Raw genomic sequence first — 23563 nt, 5'->3', positions numbered from 1 at the left:
GACACTTTTTCCAAACGACATGACAACTTTTCAAACCCGCATTGACCCCGCGTCGGACGCCTTTGCCGCGCAACGACAAGGCATGCTCGAACTGATCGACGACTGGCATGCGCTGGAGCAACGCGCCAGCGACGCGTCGGCCAAATCGGCCGAGCGCTTTGCCAAACGCGGCGCTTTGCTGCCGCGCGAACGCCTGGCGCAGCTGCTCGACCCCGGCGCGCCGTTTTTGCCTTTAGCCACGCTGGCCGGTTACGGCATGGACGACCCCGACCTGTCGCGTTGTGTGCCCGGTGGTTCGCAGCTGGCGGGCATTGGCCAGGTCAGCGGCGTGCGCTGCATGGTGGTCGTAACCGACTCGGGCATCGACGCCGGAGCGCTGACCGAAGCGGGCAACCAAAAGCTCATGCGCTGCCAGGAGATCGCGCTGCAAAACAAGCTGCCCTTTGTGCACCTGGTGGAGTCGGCAGGCTCCAACTTGCGCAAATACCGCGTTGAAAAATTCATCCGGGGCGGCGGCATGTTCTACAACCTGGCGCGCCTGTCAGCGGCCGGCCTGCCGGTGCTCACGGTGGTGCACGGCTCGTCCACCGCTGGCGGGGCGTACATGCCGGGTCTGTCGGACTACGTGATCATGGTGCGCGGCCAAGCCAAGGCCTTTTTGGCAGGGCCGCCTTTGCTCAAGGCCGCCACGGGCGAGATTGCGACCGACGAAGCGCTGGGCGGCACCGACATGCACGCCACCGTCAGCGGCCTGGCCGAATACGTGGCGCAAGACGACGCCCACGCGATTGCCCTGGCCCGTGAGGTGCTGGCCGCCATCGATTGGCCGCGTGCTGCAGTGGCCGCGCCCACACAAGCCCCGCGCCCACCCCGGCTGTCGCCCGACGAACTGGCCGGCGTGATGGTGCTGGAGCACCGCCAGCCCATCGACATGCGCGAAATCATTGCCCGCTTGGTGGACGACTCGGCCTGGCTCGACTTCAAGCCCGACTACGGCAGCGCCACCGTGTGTGGCCACGCCCGCATCGACGGGTATGCGGTGGCTTTCATCAGCAACAACGGCCCCATCGACCCGGCAGGAGCGACCAAGGCGGCGCAGTTCATCCACCTGTGCAACCAGTCGGGCACGCCCATTGTGTTTTTGCAAAACACCACCGGCTTCATCGTGGGCCGCGCCTCCGAAGAGGCCGGCATGATCAAGCACGGCGCCAAGATGATCCAGGCACTGAGCAACTCGCAGGTGCCGCACATCACGCTGCACTGCGGCGCGTCGTTTGGCGCGGGCAATTACGGCATGTGCGGGCGTGCGTTTCACCCGCGTTTTTGTTTCTCGTGGCCCAACGCCCGCTCGGCCGTCATGGGCGGTGAGCAGGCCGCCACCACGCTCGACATCGTGGCGCGCCAACAGGCCGAGCGCAGCGGCAAGCCGGTGGACGAGGCGCGGCTGCAAGCGCAAAAGGCCGAGATCGTGGCCCTGTTCGAAAGCCAGGCCAGCGCCTTTTACACCAGCGGCCATTTGCTCGACGACGGCATCATCGACCCGCGCCAAACCCGCGATGTGCTCTCGCTCTTGCTGGCCACCGTGCGCGAAGCCGCTGCCCGCAGCCCGCACGCGATGCAGTTCGCCGTGCCCCGTTTCTGAATTTCTGAGGAAAGTCTCACCATGATCTACACACCCGAACACCACGAACTGATGGCCAGCATCCGCCGCTTCATCAGCGCCGAAATCGACCCCTTTGTGGACGAATGGGAAGCCGCCGAAATCTTTCCCGCCCACGAAGTTTTTCGCAAGATGGGGCAACTGGGCTTTCTGGGCATCACCAAACCCGAAGCCTATGGCGGCATGGGCCTGGACTTCAGCTACGCACTGGCTGCGGCCGAGGCCATTGGCTACGTCAAGGCCCAGGGCGTGGGCATGGGCATTGGTGTGCAGGCCAACATGGCCACCCCGGCGCTGGCCAGTTTTGGTTCGGATGAACTCAAGCGCGAGTTCCTGGCCCCAGCGATTGCGGGCGAGGTGGTGTGCAGCATCGGCGTGAGCGAGCAAGGCGCGGGCTCGGACGTGTCTTCGCTCAAAACCCGGGCGCGGCGCGATGGCGACGACTACGTCATCAGCGGCTCCAAGATGTGGATCACCAACGGCACACAGGCCGACTGGATCTGCCTGCTGTGCAACACCTCGGACGGCCCCTCACACAAGAACAAGTCGCTCATCATCGTGCCGCTCAAGGACGCGGCAGGCCGCCGCGCCAAGGGTGTGGAGGTGCAAAAGATCAAGAAGTTTGGCATGTGGAGCTCGGACACCGCGCAGATCTTTTTTGACGAGGTGCGTGTGCCGGTGCGCCACCGCATTGGCGAAGAAGGCATGGGCTTCATTTACCAGATGAAGCAGTTCCAGGAAGAGCGCCTGGACGGCGCGGCGCGGCGTCTGGCCAGCATCGAGCTGATCGAAGAAACCGCTGACTACCTGCGCCAGCGCGTGGCCTTTGGCAAACCGCTGCTCGACAACCAGTTCATTCAGTACAAGCTGGCCGAGCTCAAGACCGAAATCGAAGCGCTGCGCGGCCTGATTTACATGGCCACCCACGCCTATGTGCAGGGGCAGGACGTGACCGAGCTGGCCTCCATGGCCAAGCTCAAGGCCGGACGCCTGGGGCGCGACGTGGCCGACTGGTGCATGCAGTTCCAGGGCGGCATGGGCTACACCTGGGACAACCGCGTCTCGCGCGCTTACCGCGACTACCGGCTCGGCTCGATTGGTGGCGGCGCCGACGAAGTGATGCTGATGGTGATTGCCCGCAAGATGGGCCTGATGGACCCGGCTGGTTGAAGGCGACCGACATGAACTACCAACACTTGCTGGTGCAGCACACGCACGACATTTTCTGGATCACACTGCACCGACCCGAAACACGCAACGCCCTGTCGCCCGACATGGTGGCCGAGCTGGCCCATGTGGTCATCCAGGCCGCACAGAACGATGCCGTGCGCGCCTTGGTGCTGCGCGGCAGCGCGGGCTTTTTCTGCGCGGGCGGCAATGTGGGCAACTTTCAGTCGCGTTTGCAGGCCAGTGCTCAAGACGGCGAAAACCCCGTGGTCAGCCGCAACCGCGCCTTTGGGCATCTGCTGCAGGCTCTCACCGCCCTGCCCATGCCCGTGTTGGCGGTGGTCGAAGGTGCGGCCATGGGCGGCGGCATGGGCTTGGCCTGCTGCGCCGACATCGTGCTAGCCACCGATGACGCCCGCTTTGCCCTGAGCGAAACTGGCCTGGGCCTGATCCCGGCGCAGATCGCGCCCTTTGTGCAGGCACGCGTGGGCCGCCGTGTAGCGCTGCGCCTGGGGCTGAGCGGTGAACGCGTGAGCGGCACGCTGGCCCAGCAGCTGGGCCTGGTGGATGCGCTGGCCGCTGACAGCACTGCACTCGACGCGTTGCAGGCACAGTGGCTCAGCCGCATCCTGGCTTGCGGCCCGCAGGCCAACCGCTCGCTCAAGGCTTTGCTGTCGCGTGAGGTGGCCGGTGACCCATCACTGGGTGCCTGGCTCGACGACGCCGCGCAGCGCTTTGCGCAATGCATGCGCGGCGAAGGCGCTGAAGGCATTGCGGCTTTCCGCGAACGCCGCGCCCCAAGCTGGTCCGCCACGCTGCAAGCGGCCGACGTGGCGCGCCTGCATGGCCTGAGCCGCGAACCCCAAAGCGACCCCCACCACGCTCCCCTCCACGCTCCCCAACCCGGCCCAGCGTCCGCACCCAAGTGACCTCCATGCCCACGCACACACCCAAAAACATCCGCCCCTTCCACACCGTGCTGGTGGCCAACCGCGGCGAGATCGCGCTGCGCGTGCTGCGCACCGTGCGCCGCCTGGGCTATGGCACCGTGGCCGTGTATTCCGAAGCCGACCGTGACAGCCCACATGTGCAAGCGGCTGACCGCGCGGTGTGCATCGGCCCGGCAGCGCCTGCACAGTCCTACCTGAACATCGAGGCCATCCTGCAAGCGGCCCAACTCGCCGGGGCCGACGCGGTGCACCCGGGCTATGGCTTTTTGTCTGAAAACGATGCCTTTGCCGACGCGGTGGACACGGCTGGCCTGGTGTTCATTGGCCCGTCTGGCGACAGCATCCGCGCCATGGGCAACAAGGCCGGGGCCAAGCGGCTGATGCAAGGCTGGGGCATGCCCTGCATTCCCGGCTACGAAGGTCAGGATCAAAGCGACGAAGCGTTTGTTCTTGAAGCAGCGCGCATCGGCTTTCCCATCATGTGCAAGGCCGCTGCCGGTGGCGGCGGGCGCGGCATGCGGCGGGTGGACACGCCCGATGCACTGCCTGCGGCGCTGGCCTCGGCCCGCTCGGAAGCGCGCACGGCTTTTGGGTCGGACGAGCTGATTCTGGAGAGCGCCCTCATCGACCCGCGCCATGTCGAGATCCAGCTGCTGGCCGACAGCCACGGGCATGTGGTGCACCTGGGCGAGCGCGACTGCTCGGTGCAGCGGCGTCACCAAAAGCTGATCGAAGAAGCGCCCTCGCCCGCCGTGAACGCCGAGCTGCGTGCACGCATGGGCCAGGTGGCGGTGGACAGCGCCCGCGCCATGGGCTATGTCGGCGCGGGCACCATGGAATTTCTGCTCGACGCCGAGGGACAGTTCTACTTCATGGAGATGAACACCCGGCTGCAGGTCGAACACGCGGTCACCGAAGCCATCACTGGCCTGGACCTGGTGGAGTGGCAGCTGCGTGTGGCCAGCGGCCAGGCCCTGCCTTGGCAGCAGGCCGACATCCAACTCAAAGGCCACGCCATCGAAGTGCGGCTCACGGCCGAAGACGTGCCCGCAGGCTTTTTGCCGCAGACCGGCCCGGTGCTGCGCTGGCGGCCGCCCACACCACAGAGCACGGGCCACGATGTGCGCATCGACAGCGCGCTGCGCGAAGGCGGGCAGGTCAGCCCGCATTACGACTCCATGGTGGCCAAGATCGTGGCGCACGGCAGTGACCGCGAAGAAGCCCGGCGCAAGCTGCTGTTGGCCGTGCGCCAGTGCGTGCTGCTGGGCCTGCCCAGCAACCAAGGCTTTTTGGCCGACTGCCTGGCCGATGCGGTGTTTGTGCAGGGCGCACGCGTGCACACCGGCTTTGTGGCCGAACGCATGGGCCTGCCACCGGCCGCGCCCGTGCCCAGTGCGCACACCGTGGCGCTGGCGGCCATGGCCGCCCAAGTGCACAACTTGCCCACCACCGCCGATGGCCATGTGCATGCAGGTGCATTGGGGCAAGGCCAAGCGCAAGGCCTGCTGCAATGGGGCGAGCAGCGCTGGCGCTACCGCATCCACACCCAGGGCATGGGCTGGCAGGTGCAGTGCACGGCCCTGGGTGCTGCCAGCAGTGCCCAAGCCGACACCGGCACCACAAGCCTGACCCATGTGCAATGGCAAGACGCCGCGCGCACCGAACTGGCGCTGGCGTGCCAAGGCCTGCGCGAGCAAATTTGCAGCGCCCGCACCGAGAACGGGGTGCAGATTTTTCATGCAGGCCGTGCATGGACTTTTGATTGCCCCGTCGCCCACGGCCAGGCCGAGGCAAGCGCTGGCAGCGGCGCAGTGCTGGCCCCCCTCACCGCCCGCGTTTTACAGGTGATGGTGTCGCCAGGCCAGCCGGTGCAGACGGGTGAGCGCCTGCTGGTGCTCGAAGCCATGAAGATGGAACACACACTGACCGCGCCGATCACCGGCGTGGTGCGCGAGCTGCGCGTGCAGTCGGGGGGGCAGGCCCTCAAAGGCACGCTGCTGCTGCAGATTGAAGCGGAGGCGGCATGAAGGCGAATCTGGGCAGTGCCTCTTGGCGTAGGAGCCCACCCCTGTGGGCGATGGTTTTGTGGGCGTGTGCCACGCCCAATCGCCCACAGGGTGGGCTCCTACGGGGGCAGCGCCGTGGCTGAAACTCAAACGAATATGGGGTTCGGTTCAACGATACTGCAGATCGAAGCGGAGGCGATATGAAGGCGAATCTGGGCAGTGCCTCTTGGCGTAGGAGCCCACCCCTGTGGGCGATGGTTTTGTGGGCGTGTGCCACGCCCAATCGCCCACAGGGTGGGCTCCTACGGGAGCAGTGCCATGGGTGAAACGCCTACGAATAGGGAAGCCGGATCAACAGAGGGTCGCGTGCGCATCGGTGGGGCCTGCGGGTTTTGGGGGGACTCGGCCATGGCCACGCCGCAGCTCTTGCAGGTGCCGGACCTGCAATATCTGGTCTACGACTACCTGGCCGAAACCACCATGGCCATCCTGGCCAAGGCCCGCGCCAAAGACCCGGCGCTGGGTTACGCGACCGACTTCGTGCAGGCCGTCATGACGCCGCACCTGTTGGCCATCCACGAGCGGGGCATCAAGGTCATTGCCAATGCGGGCGGCCTCAACCCCGAAGGCTGCCGCGATGCGCTGCTGCAGGTCGCTGAAAAGCAAGGCATCGCGCTGCGCGTGGCGGTGCTCACGGGTGATGACCTGATGCCCCAGATGCCTGCGCTGCACGCGCAGGGCGTGCGCACCACGGCCGATGCAACCTTGCCCGAGCGCCCCCTGTCGGCCAACGCCTATGTGGGCGCACGCGGCATTGCCCAAGCACTGGCGGCCGGGGCGGATGTGGTCATCACCGGCCGCTGCGTGGACAGCGCGGTGGTGCTGGGCGCACTGGTGCATGAGTTCGGCTGGTCGTGGCAAGACTGGGACCGACTGTCGGCTGGCACCCTGGCAGGCCACCTGATCGAGTGCGGCGCGCAGGCCACGGGCGGCCTGTTCACCGACTGGCAAGACGTGCCCAACTGGGCGAATATTGGCTACCCGGTGATCGACGTGGCCCCAGACGGCAGCCTGGTGCTGAGCAAACCCGAAAGCACAGGCGGCCTGATCCACCCCGGCGCGGTGGCCGAACAAATCCTTTACGAAGTGGGCGACCCGGCGAACTACCTCATGCCCGACGTGGGGTGCGACTGGCGGCATGTGCTGGTGGAACGCACTGGCCAAGACACGGTGAAAGTCAGCGGCGCACGCGGCCTGCCCGCCCCCACACACTACAAAGCCAACGCCACTTGGCAAGACGGCTATCAACTGCAGTTGATGCTGGCCATTCGCGGCATCGACGCGCCGCTCAAGGCCGAGCGCACGGCGCAAGCCCTGTTGACCCGCTCAAGCGCCATGATGGCCGCGCAGGGCTTTGGTGATTACAGCGAGACCTGTGTGGAGCTGCTGGGCGGCGAGTCGCATTACGGCCCGCACGCACAAGCCCACACCGCCCGTGAGGTGGTGCTGCGCATCGCCGTGCGACACGCACAAGCCAAGGCCCTGGCGGTGCTGCAACGCGAATGCGCGAGCAGCGGCACCTCCATGGGGCCGGGCACGCGGTCTTCGTTTTCGGGGCGGGCAGATATTCAGCCAGTCATCAAACTGTGTTCGTTCATGCTGCCCAAAACGCAGGTGCGTTTGCAGATGCGGCTGGACGATCAGCTCGTGGACGCCAGTGACCACGCGGCCAGCGCTGCGACGCAGACAACTCGCACCGAAGCCACGCCACCTGCCAACCCAACCTTGCCTGAGAACGCGCACGACAACGAACCCCTGCACGACTGCCGCCTCATCGACCTGGCCTGGGCGCGCAGTGGCGACAAGGGCGATGACGAAAACATCGGCGTGATTGCACGGCACCCCAAGGCCTGGGCCTGGCTGCGCGCACAGCTGCAAGCAGCGCAGGTGCAGGCCTATTTCAGCCACCTCGTGCAAGGGCCGGTGTTGCGCTACGAAGTGCCGGGCCTGCAAGCCCTGAACTTTGTGTTGCACCAAGCGCTGGGCGGCGGCGGCGTGTGCAGCTTGCGCTCGGACCCGCTGGGCAAATCGTTTGCACAAATGCTGCTGGACATGCCGCTGCGCGTGCCTGCCTCGGTGCTGGCCAACTTCCAACACGACACCCCACAGAAAGCCAACACGCCATGAACCCCATTCTGGAAGGCATCAAGGTCCTCGACCTGACCCGCGTGATCGCCGGCCCCATGTGCACGCAGATCCTGGCCGACATGGGGGCCAAGGTTTACAAGATTGAAAAACCTGGTGAAGGTGACGACACGCGGCGCATGGGGCCTTTTTTGCAAGATCCCGCCACGGGCCAACCCAGCAACGACTCGGCCCTGTACCTGGCCTACAACCGGGGCAAGCAATCCATCACGGTGGACATAGCCAGCGAAGAAGGCGCGCAAATCGTGCGCGACCTGGCGCTGCGCTGCGACGTTGTGGTGGAGAACTACAAGGTCGGGTCCCTGGCCAAATACGGTCTGGACGCCGACAGCCTGCGACGCCTGAAACCCGAGCTGATCTACTGCTCGGTCACCGGCTTTGGCCAGACCGGGCCGTCTGCGCCCAAGCCCGCGTATGACTTCATCTTGCAAGGCATGGCCGGGCCCATGAGCACCTGCGGCCTGCCCGACGATCAGCCCAGCGGCGGCCCCATGCGCACCGCCATCCCCATGACCGACATGGTGACGGGGCTGTACGCCACCATCGGGATTTTGGGCGCTCTGATGCACCGCCAAAAAACCGGCCAAGGCCAGGCCATCGACGCGGCCATGCTGGACGCCACCGTCGCCTTCAACGGCCACTTGGCCGTGGGTTATTTGATGAGCGGCCAATCGCCACAACGCGTGGGCAACACCAACCCGATTGCATCACCGTCCGAAGTCTTTGAATGCGCCGAAGGCCGACTCATCATCGCGGCGGGCAACAACACGCAATTTGGCCAACTGTGCACCGTGCTGGGCGCACCCGACATGCCCGCCGACCCCCGCTTTGCCACCAACATGCAACGCATCGCCCACCGCAGCGAACTGCAGGGCGCCTTGCAGGCACTGGTGCGCACACAACCCCGCGCCCAGTTGCTGGAACAACTGAGCGCTGCCAACGTCCCGGCCGGACCGATCAACAACATGGCCCAGGTCTTTGCCGACCCGCAAACCCAACACCGCCAGATGGTGGTGGAACTGCCCCACAGCTCAGGCCAAACCGTGCGCCTGGTGCGCAGCCCGCTGAACTTCTCTGCTTCGCCCGTGACACACCAAGCACCGCCACAGCTGGGTGAGCACAGCCTGCAAGCCTTGCGCGAAGAGCTGGGGCTGAGTGAGGCGCAAGTGGCGGGGCTGGTGGCGCGGGGGGTGGTTTGAGGGGGTGATTGCAAGTGAACAGGGGCTGTGGTTGCAGTGACTTTGCGCTCGGTGGCTCATGGTCATGAAAGCCTCATCTGCCACTGCAACCATGCCCCTTGAGCGCATCAGGCAGCACACAAACAGCGCTCATTTACCCTCTGCACACCTACTCTTTGCCCGCTTTTTCCACGTAGTTGCGGATCAGGTATTCGTTGAACAAGGGTACGGTGAAGGCAATGTCACCGTGAGATGGGCTATAAATCATTCCCTTGCTGATGATCTGCGCGCGCCGCGGACCCAGACTTTGATGCGTTTCTTGCAGTGCTTCTGCGACATCTGATGACCTGTACGGTCCAGCACCCAATTTGGCCATCGCGATCACGTACTCTCGCTCCTTGGGCGTTAAGCGGTCAAAACGAACCTTGAAGAAGCCTTCGTCAAGCCGTTTTGTCGCCTCCCCTGCTGCTTTTGATGCATCCTCGAGATGGATGCGCGGCCCCTTGCCGATGTTCCAGCACTGATAGCCCCACTCTTGCAGGAAATAGGGATAGCCTTTGGTCTTCGCCAAGATCTCTTTGATGGCGTTGTCGTCAATCTCCTCACCTTCACCCTCGATAGGCTGCCTGATGGCGGTCTCCGCATCCTCCTCCCCCAGTGCACCAACCGCAGGATAGTGAAAGAGCCGTTCCGCATAGGATTTGGCATCGCCCGAAAGTGCTGCAACCTGTGGCAGCCCCGCACCGAAAAACAAAACAGGCAAGTCTTTCTGGTTCACCTTGTGGAGTGCGACGATCAGAGCGGCCAGATCTTTAGAGCGCAGGTACTGTACTTCGTCAATGAGAAGCGTCCAGGCCTTACCTGCGGCCTTTGCAGCCTCACCCACGCGCACGAACAATTCGGGCAGATCCGCCTCCATATCACCACTGTCCGCGATACCTACTTCCGGATCAACCGAAATGGAAGCATCGCCGTACGAGAGCTTGAACGCAGAAGCGAAAGATCGAAGTGCCCGAAGAGCCTGATGGGCTTTGGCCTTCGCGCTCTCCGAAGTCGAGAGTTTACGCAAGACTTGGTTGATTTTGGGCACGAGCAACTCACTGAGCGCCTTTCCCTCTGGCGCTTCGATCGAGGATGTCAGGTGTCCCGCGGTTTCGGCCAACTCTTCGATTTTGTTCAGCAGCACTGTCTTTCCAACGCCACGCAAACCCAGCAACATCTGTGAGCGACTGGGCTTGCCTAACAACGCCCTTTGAATGGCGATCTGCGCGTCCTGAAGGATGGTTTCCCGTCCCGCAAGCTCTGGTGGCCGACTCCCAGCGCCAGGCGCAAATGGGTTTCTCACTTCATCCATGGCGTCTCCTTTTGCTTCAACTCTATGAGTTTATATGCAAGTATAACTAGCATGAGATATACATTATTAGAAAAAGCTAGAGAAAGGGGCTGCGCGTGGATTTGTTGGCCCCAGTCTTCGCGCTGTGGGCCGCAGCGCAGTGTCTGCTTGGACCTTGCTTTTGAGTTGTCACAGCTGATTTGTCTTGCATTTTTTGATATTTAAATCAAAATGTCTTTCAAATTCTAAATTTTTTGACGTAAAAATCAAGTGCAAACCCTCCAAGAACTCGGTGAAGCCGTGGCCGCACGTCGCAAACAGTTGGGCCTCAAGCAAGGCGATGTCGCGGCCATGGCGGGCGTGACGGCGGAATCGTTGTCGCGTTTCGAACGCGGCCGCAGCGCTGAATTTGGCACGCGCAAGCTGCTGGCGGTGCTGGCCGTTCTGGGGGCCGAGCTGAACGTGATGACCCAGGGCCAGAGCGGCAACCTGGACGAGCTGCGGCGTGAACGTTCGCAAACAGCCACACCCGAGTCAGGAGCCACTTGATGTCACTGTCCGTCTATGTGCTGGGCCGCGAAGTGGCCACGCTGGAGCCATCAGGCGACTTCAAAAGCGTGCTGACTTACCACCCCGGTTTGGCCCCAGACGACTTCGTGTCGCTCACCATGCCGGTGCGCACCGAAAGCTATGTCTGGGACGACCAGCTGCCGCCCGTGCTGCAAATGAACCTGCCCGAAGGCTATTTGCTGCAGGTGCTGCAAGAACAATTTGGCCCGCACATTGGCGCCAGCCCTGCGGCACTGCTCTCGGTCATTGGCCGCAACATGGTCGGCCGCCTGCAAGTGGCCGCCCCCGGCGCGACGCTGACCGAGCCCGCCAAGCCCATTGACGTGGCTGCGCTGCTCAAGGGCGACAACTCCGAAGCCGCCTTTGCCGCGCTGGTGCGCGAACACGCCACCAGCGGCGTGTCGGGCGTGGTGCCCAAGTTTTTGGACGCGCAAACGGAAGAAGCCCAGCCACTCGGCTCCAACCCCAAAGCCAGCCTGATCACCCGACGGCACATCGTCAAAGGCTCCAGCGCCCGGCTGCCCTTTGTGGCCTTGAACGAACACCTGTGCATGCAAGTGGCGCGGCGCATCATGCCCACGGCTCACACGCAAGTGTCCAACGACGGTCAAGCCCTGGTGGTGCACCTCTTTGATGTGGACGAGCACGGCCAGCCCCACTGGGGCATGGAAGACTTTTGCAGCCTGCTGGGCCTGCGCCCTGCCGCCAAATACGACACCACTTGGGAGCGCATCGCCAAAGCTGTGCGCGACCATGTGCCCGGACCGCAGCGGCTGGAGACCTTTCGCCAACTGGCCAACACCTTGCTGCTGACCTATGCACTGCGCAACGCCGACTGCCACGCCAAAAACCTGGCCCTGCTCTACACCAGCCGCGCCGACGTTCACCTGTCGCCCACCTACGACATGCTGACCACCAGCGTGTATGCGGGCTTTCAGCACAACCCGCCGGGCATTGGATTCATGGGCAAAAAAACCTGGCTGCCCGGCAAGAACCTGCAAAAGTTCATCGCCGCCACCTTCGGCATCCAGCCCAAAGAACAGCTGCACATGGTGCAAGCCATCAGCGACGCCGTGGCCGACGTGGGCCGCGATGTGCGCCAAGCCATGACCGACCACCCCGGCTTTGAAGACATTGGCAAACGCATGCTGCTGGCTTGGGCCGAAGGCGTTCAGGGCCTGCGCGATCAACGCGTGTATGCCGTGGGAGACTGGGCGGCCAGCGATGCGTTTGAGGGGTTTTCTGCGCCGCCGAAGCTGGCAGCGGAAACAAACAAGATAGGGCGCTCGCCTTTGCTGGGTGAACGGTGACTGGTTCGAGCTCAGCAACAACGACATTTGCTCAAACAACACATCGAAGCCACGGTCTTGACTAGGCCGATCAACAACATGGCGTGTGACTTTACCAACCCACAAACCCAACACCGCCAAATAGTGGTGGAACTGCCCCACAGCTCAGGCCAAACCGTGCACGAGGATTTGGGTTTGAGTTAAGCGCAGGTGGCGCGCTTGGTGAGGTGGATATGGTTTGTAAACGGTTCAGATAAGCCCAGCACACGCCAGCATCCGCTCCACATAGCAACGCTCTTCCGGCGGCATCGGAACATGATCGCCTGCTTCATCAACCCGGTTTCCGTGTTCGTCGGCAGGCGACCAGTTGAGGTGCAGAACATGCAATTTCTCCATATCGTTGGCCTCTTTCTCGTTGTAGTAATCACCTTTCGCCTGCCCCAACGGCGAGGACTTGCGAAGCAAGATGAATGAATCCACCGCAAAAGCTTTGCCAGCGTGTGAAGTTAATTTTTTAGCCAACTCCACCAAATCACCATTTTTTGCAATGGCCACCTTGGCATTGAAGGCCTCCAACGAATTCCAATCTTGGATGCCGGATTGACCTTTGGGGTCCACCAGCATGACATGGGTCTTTTTATCGCTGACGGCCCAAAGCACAAAGTCTGGGTAATACGCACGGGTCTCTGTCTCCAGGTACACACCGACTGAACGCAAGCTCTCGACGTTGCGCATCAAATAAAAATCAAAGGCTCTTAAACGTCCCTGGTTGACCGGGTTGGCCAAGAAGTTGTGTATGTCTTGCACAAACTTGCGTTCACCTGGATTCAATGCATCAGGACTGATCGACAGTGTTTTGAGTCTGAGCCCTTGCGTGACGCCTTTGTTTTCAGCACTTTGGAAAAGTGGCGCGTAAATGTGTCGTGATTCCAGCAAATCCAGCGGCAGCTGGGTCGGCAACTGCGGCGAAGGATATTGCCGTTCAAAGCCTTGCTTGTCTGCTTCTTGGCCAAACTCCAGCCGCAAATCGTAATGACTCACAAAGTCACCCGGCTCACCGGGTGAAGACTGACGCAAAGGCTCACCAATGCGGTAGCGGCGTTTGTTCAAGTCATAAATCAACTTGTTGTGCAGCTGGGAAATCGTTTCGGTCAAGGTCTGAGACAGCAACTGTTCACGTACAAAAAAATTGCAGTCCGACCAGCTGCGGTGGTAATCCACCCTGTCCACCAGCCTCAATACGTCCAGTAAATTCAAAGGCCGCAGGCCTGATGCCTCTTGCACCAACAACTGCATGCGCCGCCCACGTTGCAGAGCATGCAGCCTGAGCTCCATCTCCGTCAATGGGAAGAAACTGGTGGGGCCTTCTGCAACAGCGTCGCGCAAAAGCTGGGCCAAGTTATGCGGGGTGTCCGTCACATCCGGGCGAACATCCATGCTGATTGAAAAACGGGCCAGCTCACCACTTTCTTCTGTTTCCGCATGAAAGTAGGACCACTGCCATTTAGGTTCTCCGTTTTGAAATGTGAGCGTGGCCAACAAGCGTGGCTCGGTCTCATCGCGGCCTACCTTGAAAATGGGCAACTTGGCAGCGTATTGGTCAAACGACTCACTGGACCTGCCCAGCTTCAGACTTTGGGCATGAACTGGCACTCGGCGCTCCAACACCCAACGCGGCATTTCCTGCTCCAAGCCCTTCAAGAACACTTCCAGATATGTGCTTTTCAAGCTGAAAACATTCAGCGTTTCAAGTCGGCGCAAACGGTTCTCGGGCGTATCGTCATCGATGAGTGCATCGTAGTCATCGCCGTGCGCAATGAAACGGCGCTTACCGTCTGCCTGCAAGCCTTTGAGCCGCACACCACGGCCAAAAATCTGAATGATCTTGTTGCCCTTGCTAGACCCCAAATTGATCAAACCAATCACCGACACGCGGTAACAGTTCCAGCCCTCGGCAAACTTGCGGCTGCCCACCAGCACATTGATGGGTGACCCCGGCAAGTCAATGTCGCCAAACTGAAAACGTCGCTCCACAATCGGCGCTTTGCGCAATTGGACCAGCGGCAGGCCGTGTGCATCTTTCAGTTCAGGGTGGCCCTCGGACTCGTTGAAAAACTTGTCGCCATTGCCCACGTTGACAATGCCCCAATAAGCGCCGTCACCCCAAGACAGGTAAATCTCGTCCGTGACCGCAGCGCAACGCGTCAACATCAGGTGGCCTACGTGGTCACCGTTAAAGACCGACGCCAAGCGTGCGCGTTGCGTGGGCGTCAGCTTGGCCAAGTAAGCCAACAGTTTGCGAATGTCCGACACCTCGTCGTCATCGCCTTTGCCCTCTTTCTTTTTGTCCTCCACCGTGTTGCCCATGAAGGCAATCAGCGGTTTGTCTGCAAAGGCGCTCACAAAGCCCAGACCGTGATCGGTCAGCCGCAGCTCTTCATGCACAGACAACTTGTCGGCCAGCGTTTCAAAGGCCAGCTGGAAATTGGTCCACGCCTCCTCGCCCTTGGCAACACCGTCCGATGCCACTTTTTGAATGCTGTAGTCCTTGCCGTAGCCGTCTTTGTAAAAACGGTAGTAGTTGTAGTCGTAAACAATCTGGTCACTGTACTCGGCCACATGCTTGTCACTGATGCCGTGGTAGGTGGCCGAATACTCAAACAAAAAGGCGTTGGGAAAGTCGGCTAGGTTGTGTCGCAGCGTCTTGAAAGCGCCCGCGTCCTTGCCGCCACCCGCCAAACCAATGTGCCCCTCGTCCACTAACACCAAACGGAATACCCGGCTGGATGGTGGCAGGTTGAAGTAGCCCCGCTCGTGGTTGAGCAAGCTGCCAGTGGACTCCACTGTGAGCTTGATGCGATTGGCGCACTGGCGGTTGAGCGCGTCCACCAGCGGCGTCAACTCGCGGCGGTGCTGGTCAATCAGGTTCACACCCGGCGTGGTCAAAATGATTTGCAACTCGTCAAACGCCTGCATGCCGCCAATGTGGTCGATGTATTGGAGGATATTCAGATGCATCAGCAGCGTCTTGCCGCTGCCCGTGGCCATCCAATAGGCCAGCATGTTGCGGCGCAGGCCATTGAGTTCTGCGCCCCTGTCCGCGCCTTGCTCTCGCACATCACGCAGCACGGCCTCGGTGAAATACAAGGCCAGAATTTGGTAATAGCGCAGCCGCACCGGGCGGCTGACCAACTGGTTGTAGCGGGCCAGCCAATCGGCAATCGAATCGCGTGCCCATTTCTTGATGCCTGTTTCCGACTCGGGGCCATAGGCCTCCACCGCCTTTTGATACGCCGCGTCATGCCTTTCGCTGGCCGCAACCAAACCGCCCAGCAAGCCAAACTTCAGGCTGTTGTAGAGCCTCAGTTCCATGATGTGCCCCGGTCAAAGTCGCTGGCGGTGATCAGCGTGCATGGCAGCTTGATTTTTCGCAGGTCGACCCATTGGTTCAGCTCCAGGCGCTGAACGCGCGCGCTGCCATCGGCGTTGGTGTAGCTGGCCGCAATGGCGTTCACGGCCACGCTGTCGTCTTCACCCTCGGTAATGTCACGCAACAGCACCAAGCAGCCACATTCGGTTTCCAGCACCGCGTAGCGTTTGCCGCTTTGCGCCATCACCTTGCGCGTGCGCACCCAGTAGCCCTGCAACAAAGCCCAGGTTTCCAGCAAGTCCACCGAGGCCAAATCACCCAGCTTGCCTGCACGCAGGCTGTTGGCAAATGGCTGGCTCAGGTTGAGCGATTGGCGCACCGTGTTCTGCTCGGGTCGGAACAGGTAGCGCAGTGGCACACCGGGGGGCATCGTGGATTTGTCCCAAGTGCTATCAAGGCTGTTCACCACGTCTTCATACTGCTCCAGTCGCTGCACCTTCACGATGTGGCGGCGGCGATGGGCTGCGCTAGGTGAACCGTTTTTCCAGTGCGGACTGTACATCAGACGTGCAATGCGGGGCTTCAAAACTGTATGAAAATGATCACCCATTTCTGAAAGCAAAAACTTTCGCTCTTCCTCTCCCGCAATGACTGCATGAGCCGTTGTGCCAGAGCCCCCAAAGAAATCAAATACCCACTGTTTAGACTCTGCAGTTTGCTGAATGATTCGATCAATCAAGCTCACAGGCTTGGGGCTTGCAAAGGTTCTTGTTTTACCAAAAACAGCGGTCAAATCTTTTTCACCATCCGAATAATCAATCACCACCGATTTACCTACGATGGTGTCTGTTTCGTGTAAATAACGTTTGATTTGCGGGATCTTGGCTTTCTTTCCGTCACCCCATTCGATGCGATGGTCATCATCCAACTCGACAAAACAAGAGGTCTGCCCTTCCATCCTGTTATAGGGCCATGCCCAACCCCTTTTCGGCGCTGGCACTTCTATACCGGTGATTGGGTGCTTGGGCGTGTAAAAACGGTATGTAGGCGATTGAGGATCACGAAATTCCGCTTTTTGAGAATCTTGTTTGACTTGAGGCATCGACACATCACTCTCACGCCAAATCCAAATACTGGCTTTTTTTTCTATTGCCTTACCTTCCGAAACTAACTTTCCATCTGCATCGCGATATTCGGCTCTGTTGTAGTTGTACAAACCTTTCCACGAATCGAGCGTTTTGTCGTACTCCAACCCCTGCTCTTCCAGTTCTTCCGTCAAGTCAACTTTGTGTTGATCGAAGAGTGCCTTGATCTCTTTTTCAACGAAATCGATCTTCGGGTAATCGATATTCAGTTTTTCCACCAGCTCCATCACGGCCGAAAAGCCTGGCTTGGGTTCACGGAACATAGAAGGAGCCTGACTGACTGCGGGTAAGCTGCGCGCAAATACCTCCACATATTCGTGGTTGGTCGAATACGTTGGTGATTTATTTTTGTTGGTGTTCTGCGCCCAAATCAACTCTTCCACCCGGTTTTCTGCGCCAAAGGTATCGGCAAGCAAGCGCTCCAAACTCAACCGCTCCTTGTCATCAATGCTGGCAAACAACACACCGTGTGAGCCCAGCAGAGGCTTGGCCAAGGCCAATCGATCAGCCATCATCGCGGCCCAGCTTGAATGCCGAAAACTGTCTTTGTAGAGAAAGCCATCACCACCCGTGTTGTAAGGTGGGTCGATGTAGATGCACTGGATGCGTTCGCGAAACTTCTCTTGCAGCAGGTTGAGCGCCTGCCAGTTCTCAGAGTGAATCAACAGCCCGTCTGTTTGTTCGTCCAGATGGTCAAACGCAGGATCGGACAGGATCTCGTCGATCAAGGCTTTGTCTTGTTCGCTGGTGAAGAGGCTGGTGTCCACCACCAGCGTGGGCAGGGCTTGCAGGTCTTTCAGTGTGGCGTTGGCGCTCACGGTTTGCTTGAATTCGTGCTGCCAATAGTCACGCAGCGGCGCATGGGCCAGCAGGCGCGGCCAATAGGTTTGGGGAATCTTGCCCAGCGAGATCAGCCAATGCGTGTCGATGACTTTCTTTTTAAGGGTGAACAGGTTCTTTTGAAAGGTTTCGGTCGCGTCCAAAAACTCGATAAGTCGGCTGGCCACGGCGTTAAAAGCGCGGGCAATCACGCGGGTGGCGGCATCGGCGCGCAATTCCAACAAGGCGTCGAGGTTGCTGAAGATGACGTTCTTGATGAAGCGGTCTTTTTCTCGGCTCAAAAAACCGTGCAGGTCTTTGTGGATGAAGTAGTCAGCGTCTTGCCCTACGTAAAAGCGGTTGAGGTTTTTGTCGATTAGCAGCAGGGCTTGGGCGGTGGCATCGTCTTCCAGCGCTTTTTGTCGTTCAGGGGCGTTTTTGCCCATTGCTTTGAAGGCGTCTTGTTTGGACAGCGCTTCCAAGTAAGTGTCGACTGACAAGCGCAACTGGTTGATGCCTTTGACCTGCCCGCCTTCGGTTTTGTCGTGGTCGCGCCCCAAGTCTTTGAAGATGGGCTTGACGCCATCGGTGCTCTTTTGCCAGAGGTAGCGCTGGATGTCGGCACTGCCCGCTTCATGGCCCATGAGTGCCTGCATGACTTGCGGGTAAATCTCGGCCTTGGGTGTACCAGCCTTGGCCAGCTGAAAGCTCACCACACATTCGCCGTCTTGCTCGGCCACGCCGACCAGCTTGTAAAGCTTGATGTCTGCGTCTTTGTTGTTGTTTTGGGCGGTGGCTTCGCCATCGCCACCGGCCTGCAAACGAAACACCAGCTTCTTGCCCAGCACGTCCATCCGCACTTCTGGGAAGCTGTTGGCGGTTTTGATGTAGTAGCAGTCCTTGTGTTTGTAGTGAAACATCGTGTCCGTGCCGTCGTAGTCGGCCTCGTAGGGCACTTTGAAGGCGCTGTTGGCGCGGCTGTTGTAGCCAAAATCGCCGTTTTGGTAATACAGCTCAAAGAAGTTCAGCAGGTAGTTGTAGAGCTGGGCCTCCAGATGACTGGCACTGTGCTGCTGAGATTGCAGCCAGCGGTCCAGTCGCTCCATGGTCAACGTGAGTTTGTCGTCTTCTTCTGCTTGCTCAATGGCCTTGCGCAACACATCGTGCAACTTGGCGTCTTGCACATGGCCCAACACGTTGTCCCAGGCCTTGCGGGGCTTCGGCCCAAGGTGTTCGCAACGGTTGGCCAGCCATTGGCGTTCGTCTGCATCATCAGCCGAACGAATGGCGTCCAGCTCACGGGTGACGATGCTGCGCAAATCCTGCGGTCCATTGCCATTGATGAATTGCTCAATGTAAGTGCGTTTGAGGCGCAGGACCTTGAACAAGCCAAAGTCCAACTCGTTGTGGTCAAACTGGAACATTTCGCCCAGAAATGTTTGGAATTGGCTGAATGGGGTTTTTTCTTGTGTCATCTTTTTCTCTTCAATTGATTCAAGGCGCGATCAATCGCACCGTAGGAAAGTAGCTCGCATACCGCCGCACATCCCGCGTCAGCACGGGCAAGCCCGCCACCGCAGCATGTGCGCCAATAAAAAAGTCGGCCAGCACATTGGTTTTGGTGCCACCTTGCCTGCGGTATTGCACAAAGGCTTTGCCCGCCAAAAACAGCGCGGGCTTGGGTGTCTCGATCACCGGGATTTGCAAGTCAGCCAGCGTGGCGTCCAGCGCCTCCACGGTGCTGAAGGTCAGCGACAGTTCGGCGTAGATCACGGGGTTGATGACCAGGCGGTGGATTTGCGCCTGGGCGCGAAGTTGCGCAATGGACCAGTCGGCCCATGTGGGATCGTTTTCAAGCACGTCCACCAGGACGTTGGTGTCGACCAGCATGCGAAGTGACGGCTCAACCACGCAGCAAGGCCATCAGGTCTTGCGTTTTCCAGGCCACGTCGGCTTTGCCTCGGGCGGCTTCAAAGCGGTCAGGCTGGGGCTTGGCCTTGCGGGTGGCCTTGCCGCTGTCGGCTTTGTGCAGCACCACTTCGCCGTTGCGGTTGACGGCAAAGTCGATGGCGCTGCCTGGGGTCAAACCCATGGCATCGCGGATGGGCTTGGGGATGGTGACTTGGCCTTTGATGGTGAGGGTGGTGCTCATGCGAACTCCTGAAAGTCTTACTTGATTTTATGTCAGTAATACTGTCTTCAGAAGAAAGCCCGGCACGGTCACCCCGCTTGTTCGAAAGGTCTGCCCAATCCCTTGCCCATTCTTGAAGCTTGGGTCAGTCAATCAATGCGGGTTGTGCCAGCCGCGCATCCTCTGACAACAAATCAATCAAGTCCCGCGCAAAGTTGGGCAGTTCGTCGAAGTTGCGCACGCAAATTTGCATGGAACGGATGGCCCAGGCGTCTGACAGCGGCACCAGGCGGATGGCCATGCTGCGGGCGTGGCGGCGGGCAGCCGATTCGGGCAGCACGCCCACGCCCACACCGGCTTCGATCATGCGGCAGGCCGACTCGAAGCTGCTGACCTGAATGCGCACCTTGAGCGGCTTGTTGAGCTGCTCGCATTCGCGGTTCAAGAACCCATGCAGCGCGCTGGCTTCGTGCAGGCCCACATGGTCAAACTCCAGCGCGTCGATCAGCGGCATGCTGGGCAAGTCCGCCACAGGGTGCAGATGCGGCACCACCAGCACCAGGCTGTCGGAGCGATAAGGCAGGGTTTGCAGGTTTTCAGTGCGGACTGATCCGGCCACGATGCCGATGTCGGTCTTGCCGTCCATCACGGCGCGCACGATTTCGTTGGACAGTTTTTCTTGCAGATCGATGTTCACGTCCGGGTGCGTGGCCAGGTAGCGCTTGAGCACCTCGGGCAAGAACTCGCCCAGGGCGGTGGTGTTGGCGTACACGCGCAGGTGGCCTTTGATGCCGCTGGCGTATTCCTGCAAGTCGCCGCGCAGGTGTTCGATCTGGCCCAGCACCAACCTCGCCCGGTGCACAAAGGCTTGCCCCGGTGGCGTGAGCGTCACGCCCTGGCTGTGGCGGTTGAGCAGCTTGGCGCCGATGCTTTCTTCAAGGTTTTTGATGCGCGTGCTGGCCGCAGGCAGCGAGATGTGCGAAGCCTCAGCCCCCTTGGTGAGGCTGTTGGCTTCGGCCACCCGCACCATGAGACGCAAATCCACCAGATCGAAATGAACAGACATGGGGGGATTGTGCCAGTGGGGTGGGGTGGAGCGGCGACGCGGATGGGGGGTTTGGGTAGGAGCCCACCCCGTGGGCGATTCTCCGCATACCGCCACACCAAATCATCGCCCACAGGGGTGGGCTCCTACAGGGTCAGCAAAATCTGACGCGCCAGCAGCAGCACCGGCGGGTCGACCATCTTGCCGTCCACGCTGAACGCGCCGCCTTGGGCTTGCACCTCGGCCGCCAGCACGCGCTCGGCCCAGGCGCATTCGGCTTCGGTCGGGGCCAGGGCCTGGTGCACGCCCGCCACCTGCGCAGGGTGGATGCACAACTTGGCGCCAAAGCCAAAGCGGAGGCTGCGCTGCGCGTCGCGCGCCAGCACCTCGGCGTCGGTGGTGGCGGTGGTCACGCCGTCCACCGGGGCGGGCAAGCCTGCACGGCGCGAGGCCACGACCAACGCCACACGGATGGGGGCGAGTTCGGCTTCATCGGGTCCGCAGCTGAGCCCCAAATCGGCCTGCAAATCAATGTGCCCCAGCCCCAAGCGCAAGACGCCTTGTGCGCGGGCTGTGGCATCCAACTGCCCCACGCCTTCGGCGCTTTCAATCAAAGGCAAGACCGGCACGCCGCTGGCCATGAAAGCGTGTTCGACTTGCTGTGGGTTTTCGGCCTTGGGCAGCATGACCGCGCCCAGGCCAGGCAAGCCGCCCAGCGCAGCCAAGTCAGCTGCGTGCCAGGGCGTGCCGGCCGGGTTGACGCGCACCAAGAGGCGTGCGCGCTCGGCCGCGTCAAAGCCCGACCAGGCGCTGAGCAGTGCCGTGCGTGCCGCGTCTTTGGCGTCCAGCGGCACTGCGTCTTCGAGGTCGATGATCACCGCATCTGCGCCGCTGGCCAAGGCCTTGGCAAAGCGCTCGGGGCGGTTGCCGGGCACAAACAAAAAACTGCGCGCGAGTGCAAGTGCCGAAGACTGTGCCTGTGTCAGCGGCGATGGCAGCCCGTGGGTGGGAGCCTGGGCGGCTTCTTGTGCAGACACTGGCCCGCTCATGACAGCAAAGCCCCCACCTTGGGCCAAGTGGCCACTTGCCAGAGCGCGTCCACGCTTTGGCGCATGGCTTCGGGCGTGGCACCGCCGCTGAAGGCAGCCAAGCGCAGGGCCTTGTCGGTGATCTCCTGACGCGAGAGCGTGTTGCCCGGGTCGCCCTTGGGCTCGTCCACGCGGCCGTGCAGCACGCGGCCGTCGGTGGTGGTGACGGTGACTTTACCGATCCAGCGTTTGGGGTAGGCGGTGTCCACTTCGGCGTCGAGCACCATGCTGACTTTGTCGCGCAGGGCCTGCGTTGGCTGGCTCAAAAAGTCGCGGTCGAATTCGGTCAGGCCTGCGTGGCCGTGCTGCGCCACCAGCGCCAGCACCGTGCCCATGGAGAACTTGCTCTGGTGCACCGTGGTGGGTTGCACCACCGGGCCGAGCACGTCGATCGCGCCTTGGTGCACATGGGTCACCACTTGGGCCAGGTCGTCGAGCTTCAGGCCATTCGTCTGCATGACATGCAGCAGCGCATCGGCCGCCGGGTGGGTGTGGCGGCAGCTGGCGTGGTACTTGAACGAGGTCTCGGCCGTGGCCCATCGCGTACCCAAGCCGTCCACCAAGCGGCTCGGGTCGGCGTCGCTCGACATGCCCACAGCCATGCCCTGCGGGCCTTCCAAAATTTCTGCAGCGCCCGTGAAGCCGTCTTGGGCCAAGTAGGCTGACATGAGGCCCGCTGCGGCCGCGTGCGCGGTGTGCAGTTGCTTGCTGTCGGCGGCGGTGCGCAAGAACTCCCACAAGCCCGCCGACTGCGTGCCGGCCGAGCCCAGCGCGTGCTGCATTTGCTGTGCGTTCAGGCCCAGCAGGTGGCCCACGGACGCTGCTGCGGCCAGCGTGCCTGCGGTGCCGGTGGTGTGGAACACGCGGTAGTGCGAGCGCCCCAAAAATTCACCCACACGGATGCCGACTTCGTAGCCGACCACCGATGCGGCCAGCAGTTGCTGGCCGCTCGCGCCCAGGGCTTGGGCCACCGCCACAGCAGGCGAAAACACCACCGTGGCCGGGTGGAACACCGAGCCGTTGTGCACATCGTCTTGCTCGGCCACATGCGAGGCGGCCGCGTTGGCCATGGCGGCCAAATACGGCGTGGTGCGTGCGCCGTTGATGATGACTTCGGACGGGCCTTGTGCAGGACCCATGGCCTGCGCAAAGCGGGTGATGGTCTCCACCGGGCGCGAGCCGTGCCCGGCCACGGCCGAGCCGAACCAATCGACCAGCAGGTCTTCGATCTTGCGGACCACCGGCTCGGGAATGTCCTCGAAGCGAAGGCCTGCGGCAAAGGCGGCGAGTTGGGCGGTGTTGGATGTCGTGTTGTGGGTCATGGCTGTCTCCTTGTGTTTTGTCTCAAATGGCTTGGCTGATCCCTGTCGGGGCTAAAGCCGCCGACCTACGGAAAACCACAGGCCTCGCCCTGTAGGTCGGTAGCTTTAGCTCCGACGTTTGTGGGCTTCGGCACAGAGTCAATGTCGGGGCTGAAGCCGCCGACCTACGGAAAACCACAGGCCTTGCCTTGTAGGTCGGTAGCTTGAGCTCCGACGTTTGTGGACTCCGGCACAGAGTCAATGTCGGGGCTGAAGCCGCCGACCTACGGGGGGGATTCATAGACC

16 protein-coding genes are annotated in these 23563 nt (G+C 61.2%); 8 read left to right on the top strand and 8 right to left on the bottom strand.

Going from position 1 to position 23563, the window contains the following annotated elements; all coding sequences use genetic code 11:
• The first annotated feature begins 19 nt into the window (after positions 1–19).
• The 6 genes from AMM33_RS17845 to AMM33_RS17820 all read left to right on the top strand — a co-directional run bounded on the left by AMM33_RS17845 (position 20) and on the right by AMM33_RS17820 (position 9187).
• Positions 20–1642: an acyl-CoA carboxylase subunit beta gene (locus tag AMM33_RS17845; RefSeq protein WP_090142623.1), complete on the top strand. Its 1623-nt coding sequence runs from the start codon at positions 20–22 to the stop codon at positions 1640–1642.
• Between the two features lie 21 nt (positions 1643–1663).
• Complete coding sequence (locus tag AMM33_RS17840) at positions 1664–2830, top strand: acyl-CoA dehydrogenase family protein (protein WP_090142622.1); 1167 nt, start codon at positions 1664–1666, stop codon at positions 2828–2830.
• 11 nt (positions 2831–2841) lie between these two features.
• Positions 2842–3756 (top strand): enoyl-CoA hydratase/isomerase family protein, encoded by a 915-nt coding sequence (locus AMM33_RS17835; RefSeq protein WP_090142621.1) that lies wholly within the window; start codon positions 2842–2844, stop codon positions 3754–3756.
• A 5-nt stretch (positions 3757–3761) separates the two neighbouring features.
• A complete protein-coding gene (locus AMM33_RS17830) occupies positions 3762–5804 on the top strand; it encodes an acetyl/propionyl/methylcrotonyl-CoA carboxylase subunit alpha (RefSeq protein WP_090142620.1) in 2043 nt (680 codons plus the stop codon).
• A gap of 297 nt (positions 5805–6101) precedes the next feature.
• Positions 6102–7970 carry an acyclic terpene utilization AtuA family protein gene (locus AMM33_RS17825; RefSeq protein WP_090142641.1) on the top strand — a complete coding sequence of 623 codons (1869 nt, stop codon included), beginning with the start codon at positions 6102–6104 and terminating at the stop codon, positions 7968–7970.
• Positions 7967–9187 (top strand): CaiB/BaiF CoA transferase family protein, encoded by a 1221-nt coding sequence (locus AMM33_RS17820; protein WP_090142619.1) that lies wholly within the window; start codon positions 7967–7969, stop codon positions 9185–9187. The genes AMM33_RS17825 and AMM33_RS17820 overlap by 4 nt, the downstream gene beginning before the upstream one ends.
• A 148-nt stretch (positions 9188–9335) precedes the next feature.
• Here the strand turns inward: AMM33_RS17820 and AMM33_RS17815 are convergent, their stop codons facing one another.
• Positions 9336–10520 carry an ATP-binding protein gene (locus AMM33_RS17815; RefSeq protein WP_090142618.1) on the bottom strand — a complete coding sequence of 395 codons (1185 nt, stop codon included), beginning with the start codon at positions 10518–10520 and terminating at the stop codon, positions 9336–9338.
• A gap of 249 nt (positions 10521–10769) precedes the next feature.
• On the opposite strand from AMM33_RS17815, the gene AMM33_RS17810 reads away from it, so the two are divergent.
• On the top strand, positions 10770–11048 hold the full coding sequence (locus AMM33_RS17810; protein ID WP_090142617.1) for an XRE family transcriptional regulator: 279 nt from the start codon (positions 10770–10772) through the stop codon (positions 11046–11048).
• A complete protein-coding gene (locus tag AMM33_RS17805; RefSeq protein WP_090142616.1) occupies positions 11048–12379 on the top strand; it encodes a type II toxin-antitoxin system HipA family toxin in 1332 nt (443 codons plus the stop codon). Before AMM33_RS17810 ends, AMM33_RS17805 begins: the two co-directional genes overlap by 1 nt.
• Before the next feature lie 228 nt (positions 12380–12607).
• Here AMM33_RS17805 and AMM33_RS17800 read toward each other — a convergent pair whose 3' ends face one another.
• The 7 genes from AMM33_RS17800 to AMM33_RS17770 form a co-directional block, all read right to left on the bottom strand.
• Positions 12608–15730 (bottom strand): DEAD/DEAH box helicase family protein, encoded by a 3123-nt coding sequence (locus AMM33_RS17800; RefSeq protein WP_090142615.1) that lies wholly within the window; start codon positions 15728–15730, stop codon positions 12608–12610.
• Positions 15721–19167: a site-specific DNA-methyltransferase gene (locus tag AMM33_RS17795; protein WP_090142614.1), complete on the bottom strand. Its 3447-nt coding sequence runs from the start codon at positions 19165–19167 to the stop codon at positions 15721–15723. The genes AMM33_RS17800 and AMM33_RS17795 overlap by 10 nt, the downstream gene beginning before the upstream one ends.
• Before the next feature lie 19 nt (positions 19168–19186).
• A complete protein-coding gene (locus AMM33_RS17790) occupies positions 19187–19582 on the bottom strand; it encodes a type II toxin-antitoxin system VapC family toxin (RefSeq protein ID WP_090142613.1) in 396 nt (131 codons plus the stop codon).
• A gap of 13 nt (positions 19583–19595) precedes the next feature.
• Complete coding sequence (locus tag AMM33_RS17785; RefSeq protein WP_090142612.1) at positions 19596–19844, bottom strand: AbrB/MazE/SpoVT family DNA-binding domain-containing protein; 249 nt, start codon at positions 19842–19844, stop codon at positions 19596–19598.
• Between the two features lie 124 nt (positions 19845–19968).
• Positions 19969–20889: a LysR family transcriptional regulator gene (locus tag AMM33_RS17780; protein ID WP_090142611.1), complete on the bottom strand. Its 921-nt coding sequence runs from the start codon at positions 20887–20889 to the stop codon at positions 19969–19971.
• A gap of 125 nt (positions 20890–21014) precedes the next feature.
• On the bottom strand, positions 21015–21854 hold the full coding sequence (locus AMM33_RS17775; RefSeq protein WP_228768219.1) for an HpcH/HpaI aldolase/citrate lyase family protein: 840 nt from the start codon (positions 21852–21854) through the stop codon (positions 21015–21017).
• A 59-nt stretch (positions 21855–21913) separates the two neighbouring features.
• Positions 21914–23278 (bottom strand): MmgE/PrpD family protein, encoded by a 1365-nt coding sequence (locus AMM33_RS17770; RefSeq protein WP_090142609.1) that lies wholly within the window; start codon positions 23276–23278, stop codon positions 21914–21916.
• Between the last annotated feature and the right edge of the window lie 285 nt (positions 23279–23563).

It is taken from the genome of Limnohabitans sp. DM1 (genome assembly GCF_001269385.1).
Lineage (GTDB): Bacteria > Pseudomonadota > Gammaproteobacteria > Burkholderiales > Burkholderiaceae_C > Limnohabitans_A.
This window is presented reverse-complemented; position numbering and strand designations above follow the sequence as displayed.

Coding starts and splice junctions, on each gene's coding strand:
- AMM33_RS17820 (WP_090142619.1), top strand. CDS start 7,967: ATGAACCCCATTCTGGAAGGCATCAAGGTCCTCGACCTGACCCGCGTG.
- AMM33_RS17825 (WP_090142641.1), top strand. CDS start 6,102: ATGGGTGAAACGCCTACGAATAGGGAAGCCGGATCAACAGAGGGTCGC.
- AMM33_RS17780 (WP_090142611.1), bottom strand. CDS start 20,889: ATGTCTGTTCATTTCGATCTGGTGGATTTGCGTCTCATGGTGCGGGTG.
- AMM33_RS17785 (WP_090142612.1), bottom strand. CDS start 19,844: ATGAGCACCACCCTCACCATCAAAGGCCAAGTCACCATCCCCAAGCCC.
- AMM33_RS17770 (WP_090142609.1), bottom strand. CDS start 23,278: ATGACCCACAACACGACATCCAACACCGCCCAACTCGCCGCCTTTGCC.
- AMM33_RS17815 (WP_090142618.1), bottom strand. CDS start 10,520: ATGGATGAAGTGAGAAACCCATTTGCGCCTGGCGCTGGGAGTCGGCCA.
- AMM33_RS17800 (WP_090142615.1), bottom strand. CDS start 15,730: ATGGAACTGAGGCTCTACAACAGCCTGAAGTTTGGCTTGCTGGGCGGT.
- AMM33_RS17840 (WP_090142622.1), top strand. CDS start 1,664: ATGATCTACACACCCGAACACCACGAACTGATGGCCAGCATCCGCCGC.
- AMM33_RS17830 (WP_090142620.1), top strand. CDS start 3,762: ATGCCCACGCACACACCCAAAAACATCCGCCCCTTCCACACCGTGCTG.
- AMM33_RS17835 (WP_090142621.1), top strand. CDS start 2,842: ATGAACTACCAACACTTGCTGGTGCAGCACACGCACGACATTTTCTGG.
- AMM33_RS17790 (WP_090142613.1), bottom strand. CDS start 19,582: ATGCTGGTCGACACCAACGTCCTGGTGGACGTGCTTGAAAACGATCCC.
- AMM33_RS17845 (WP_090142623.1), top strand. CDS start 20: ATGACAACTTTTCAAACCCGCATTGACCCCGCGTCGGACGCCTTTGCC.
- AMM33_RS17805 (WP_090142616.1), top strand. CDS start 11,048: ATGTCACTGTCCGTCTATGTGCTGGGCCGCGAAGTGGCCACGCTGGAG.
- AMM33_RS17795 (WP_090142614.1), bottom strand. CDS start 19,167: ATGACACAAGAAAAAACCCCATTCAGCCAATTCCAAACATTTCTGGGC.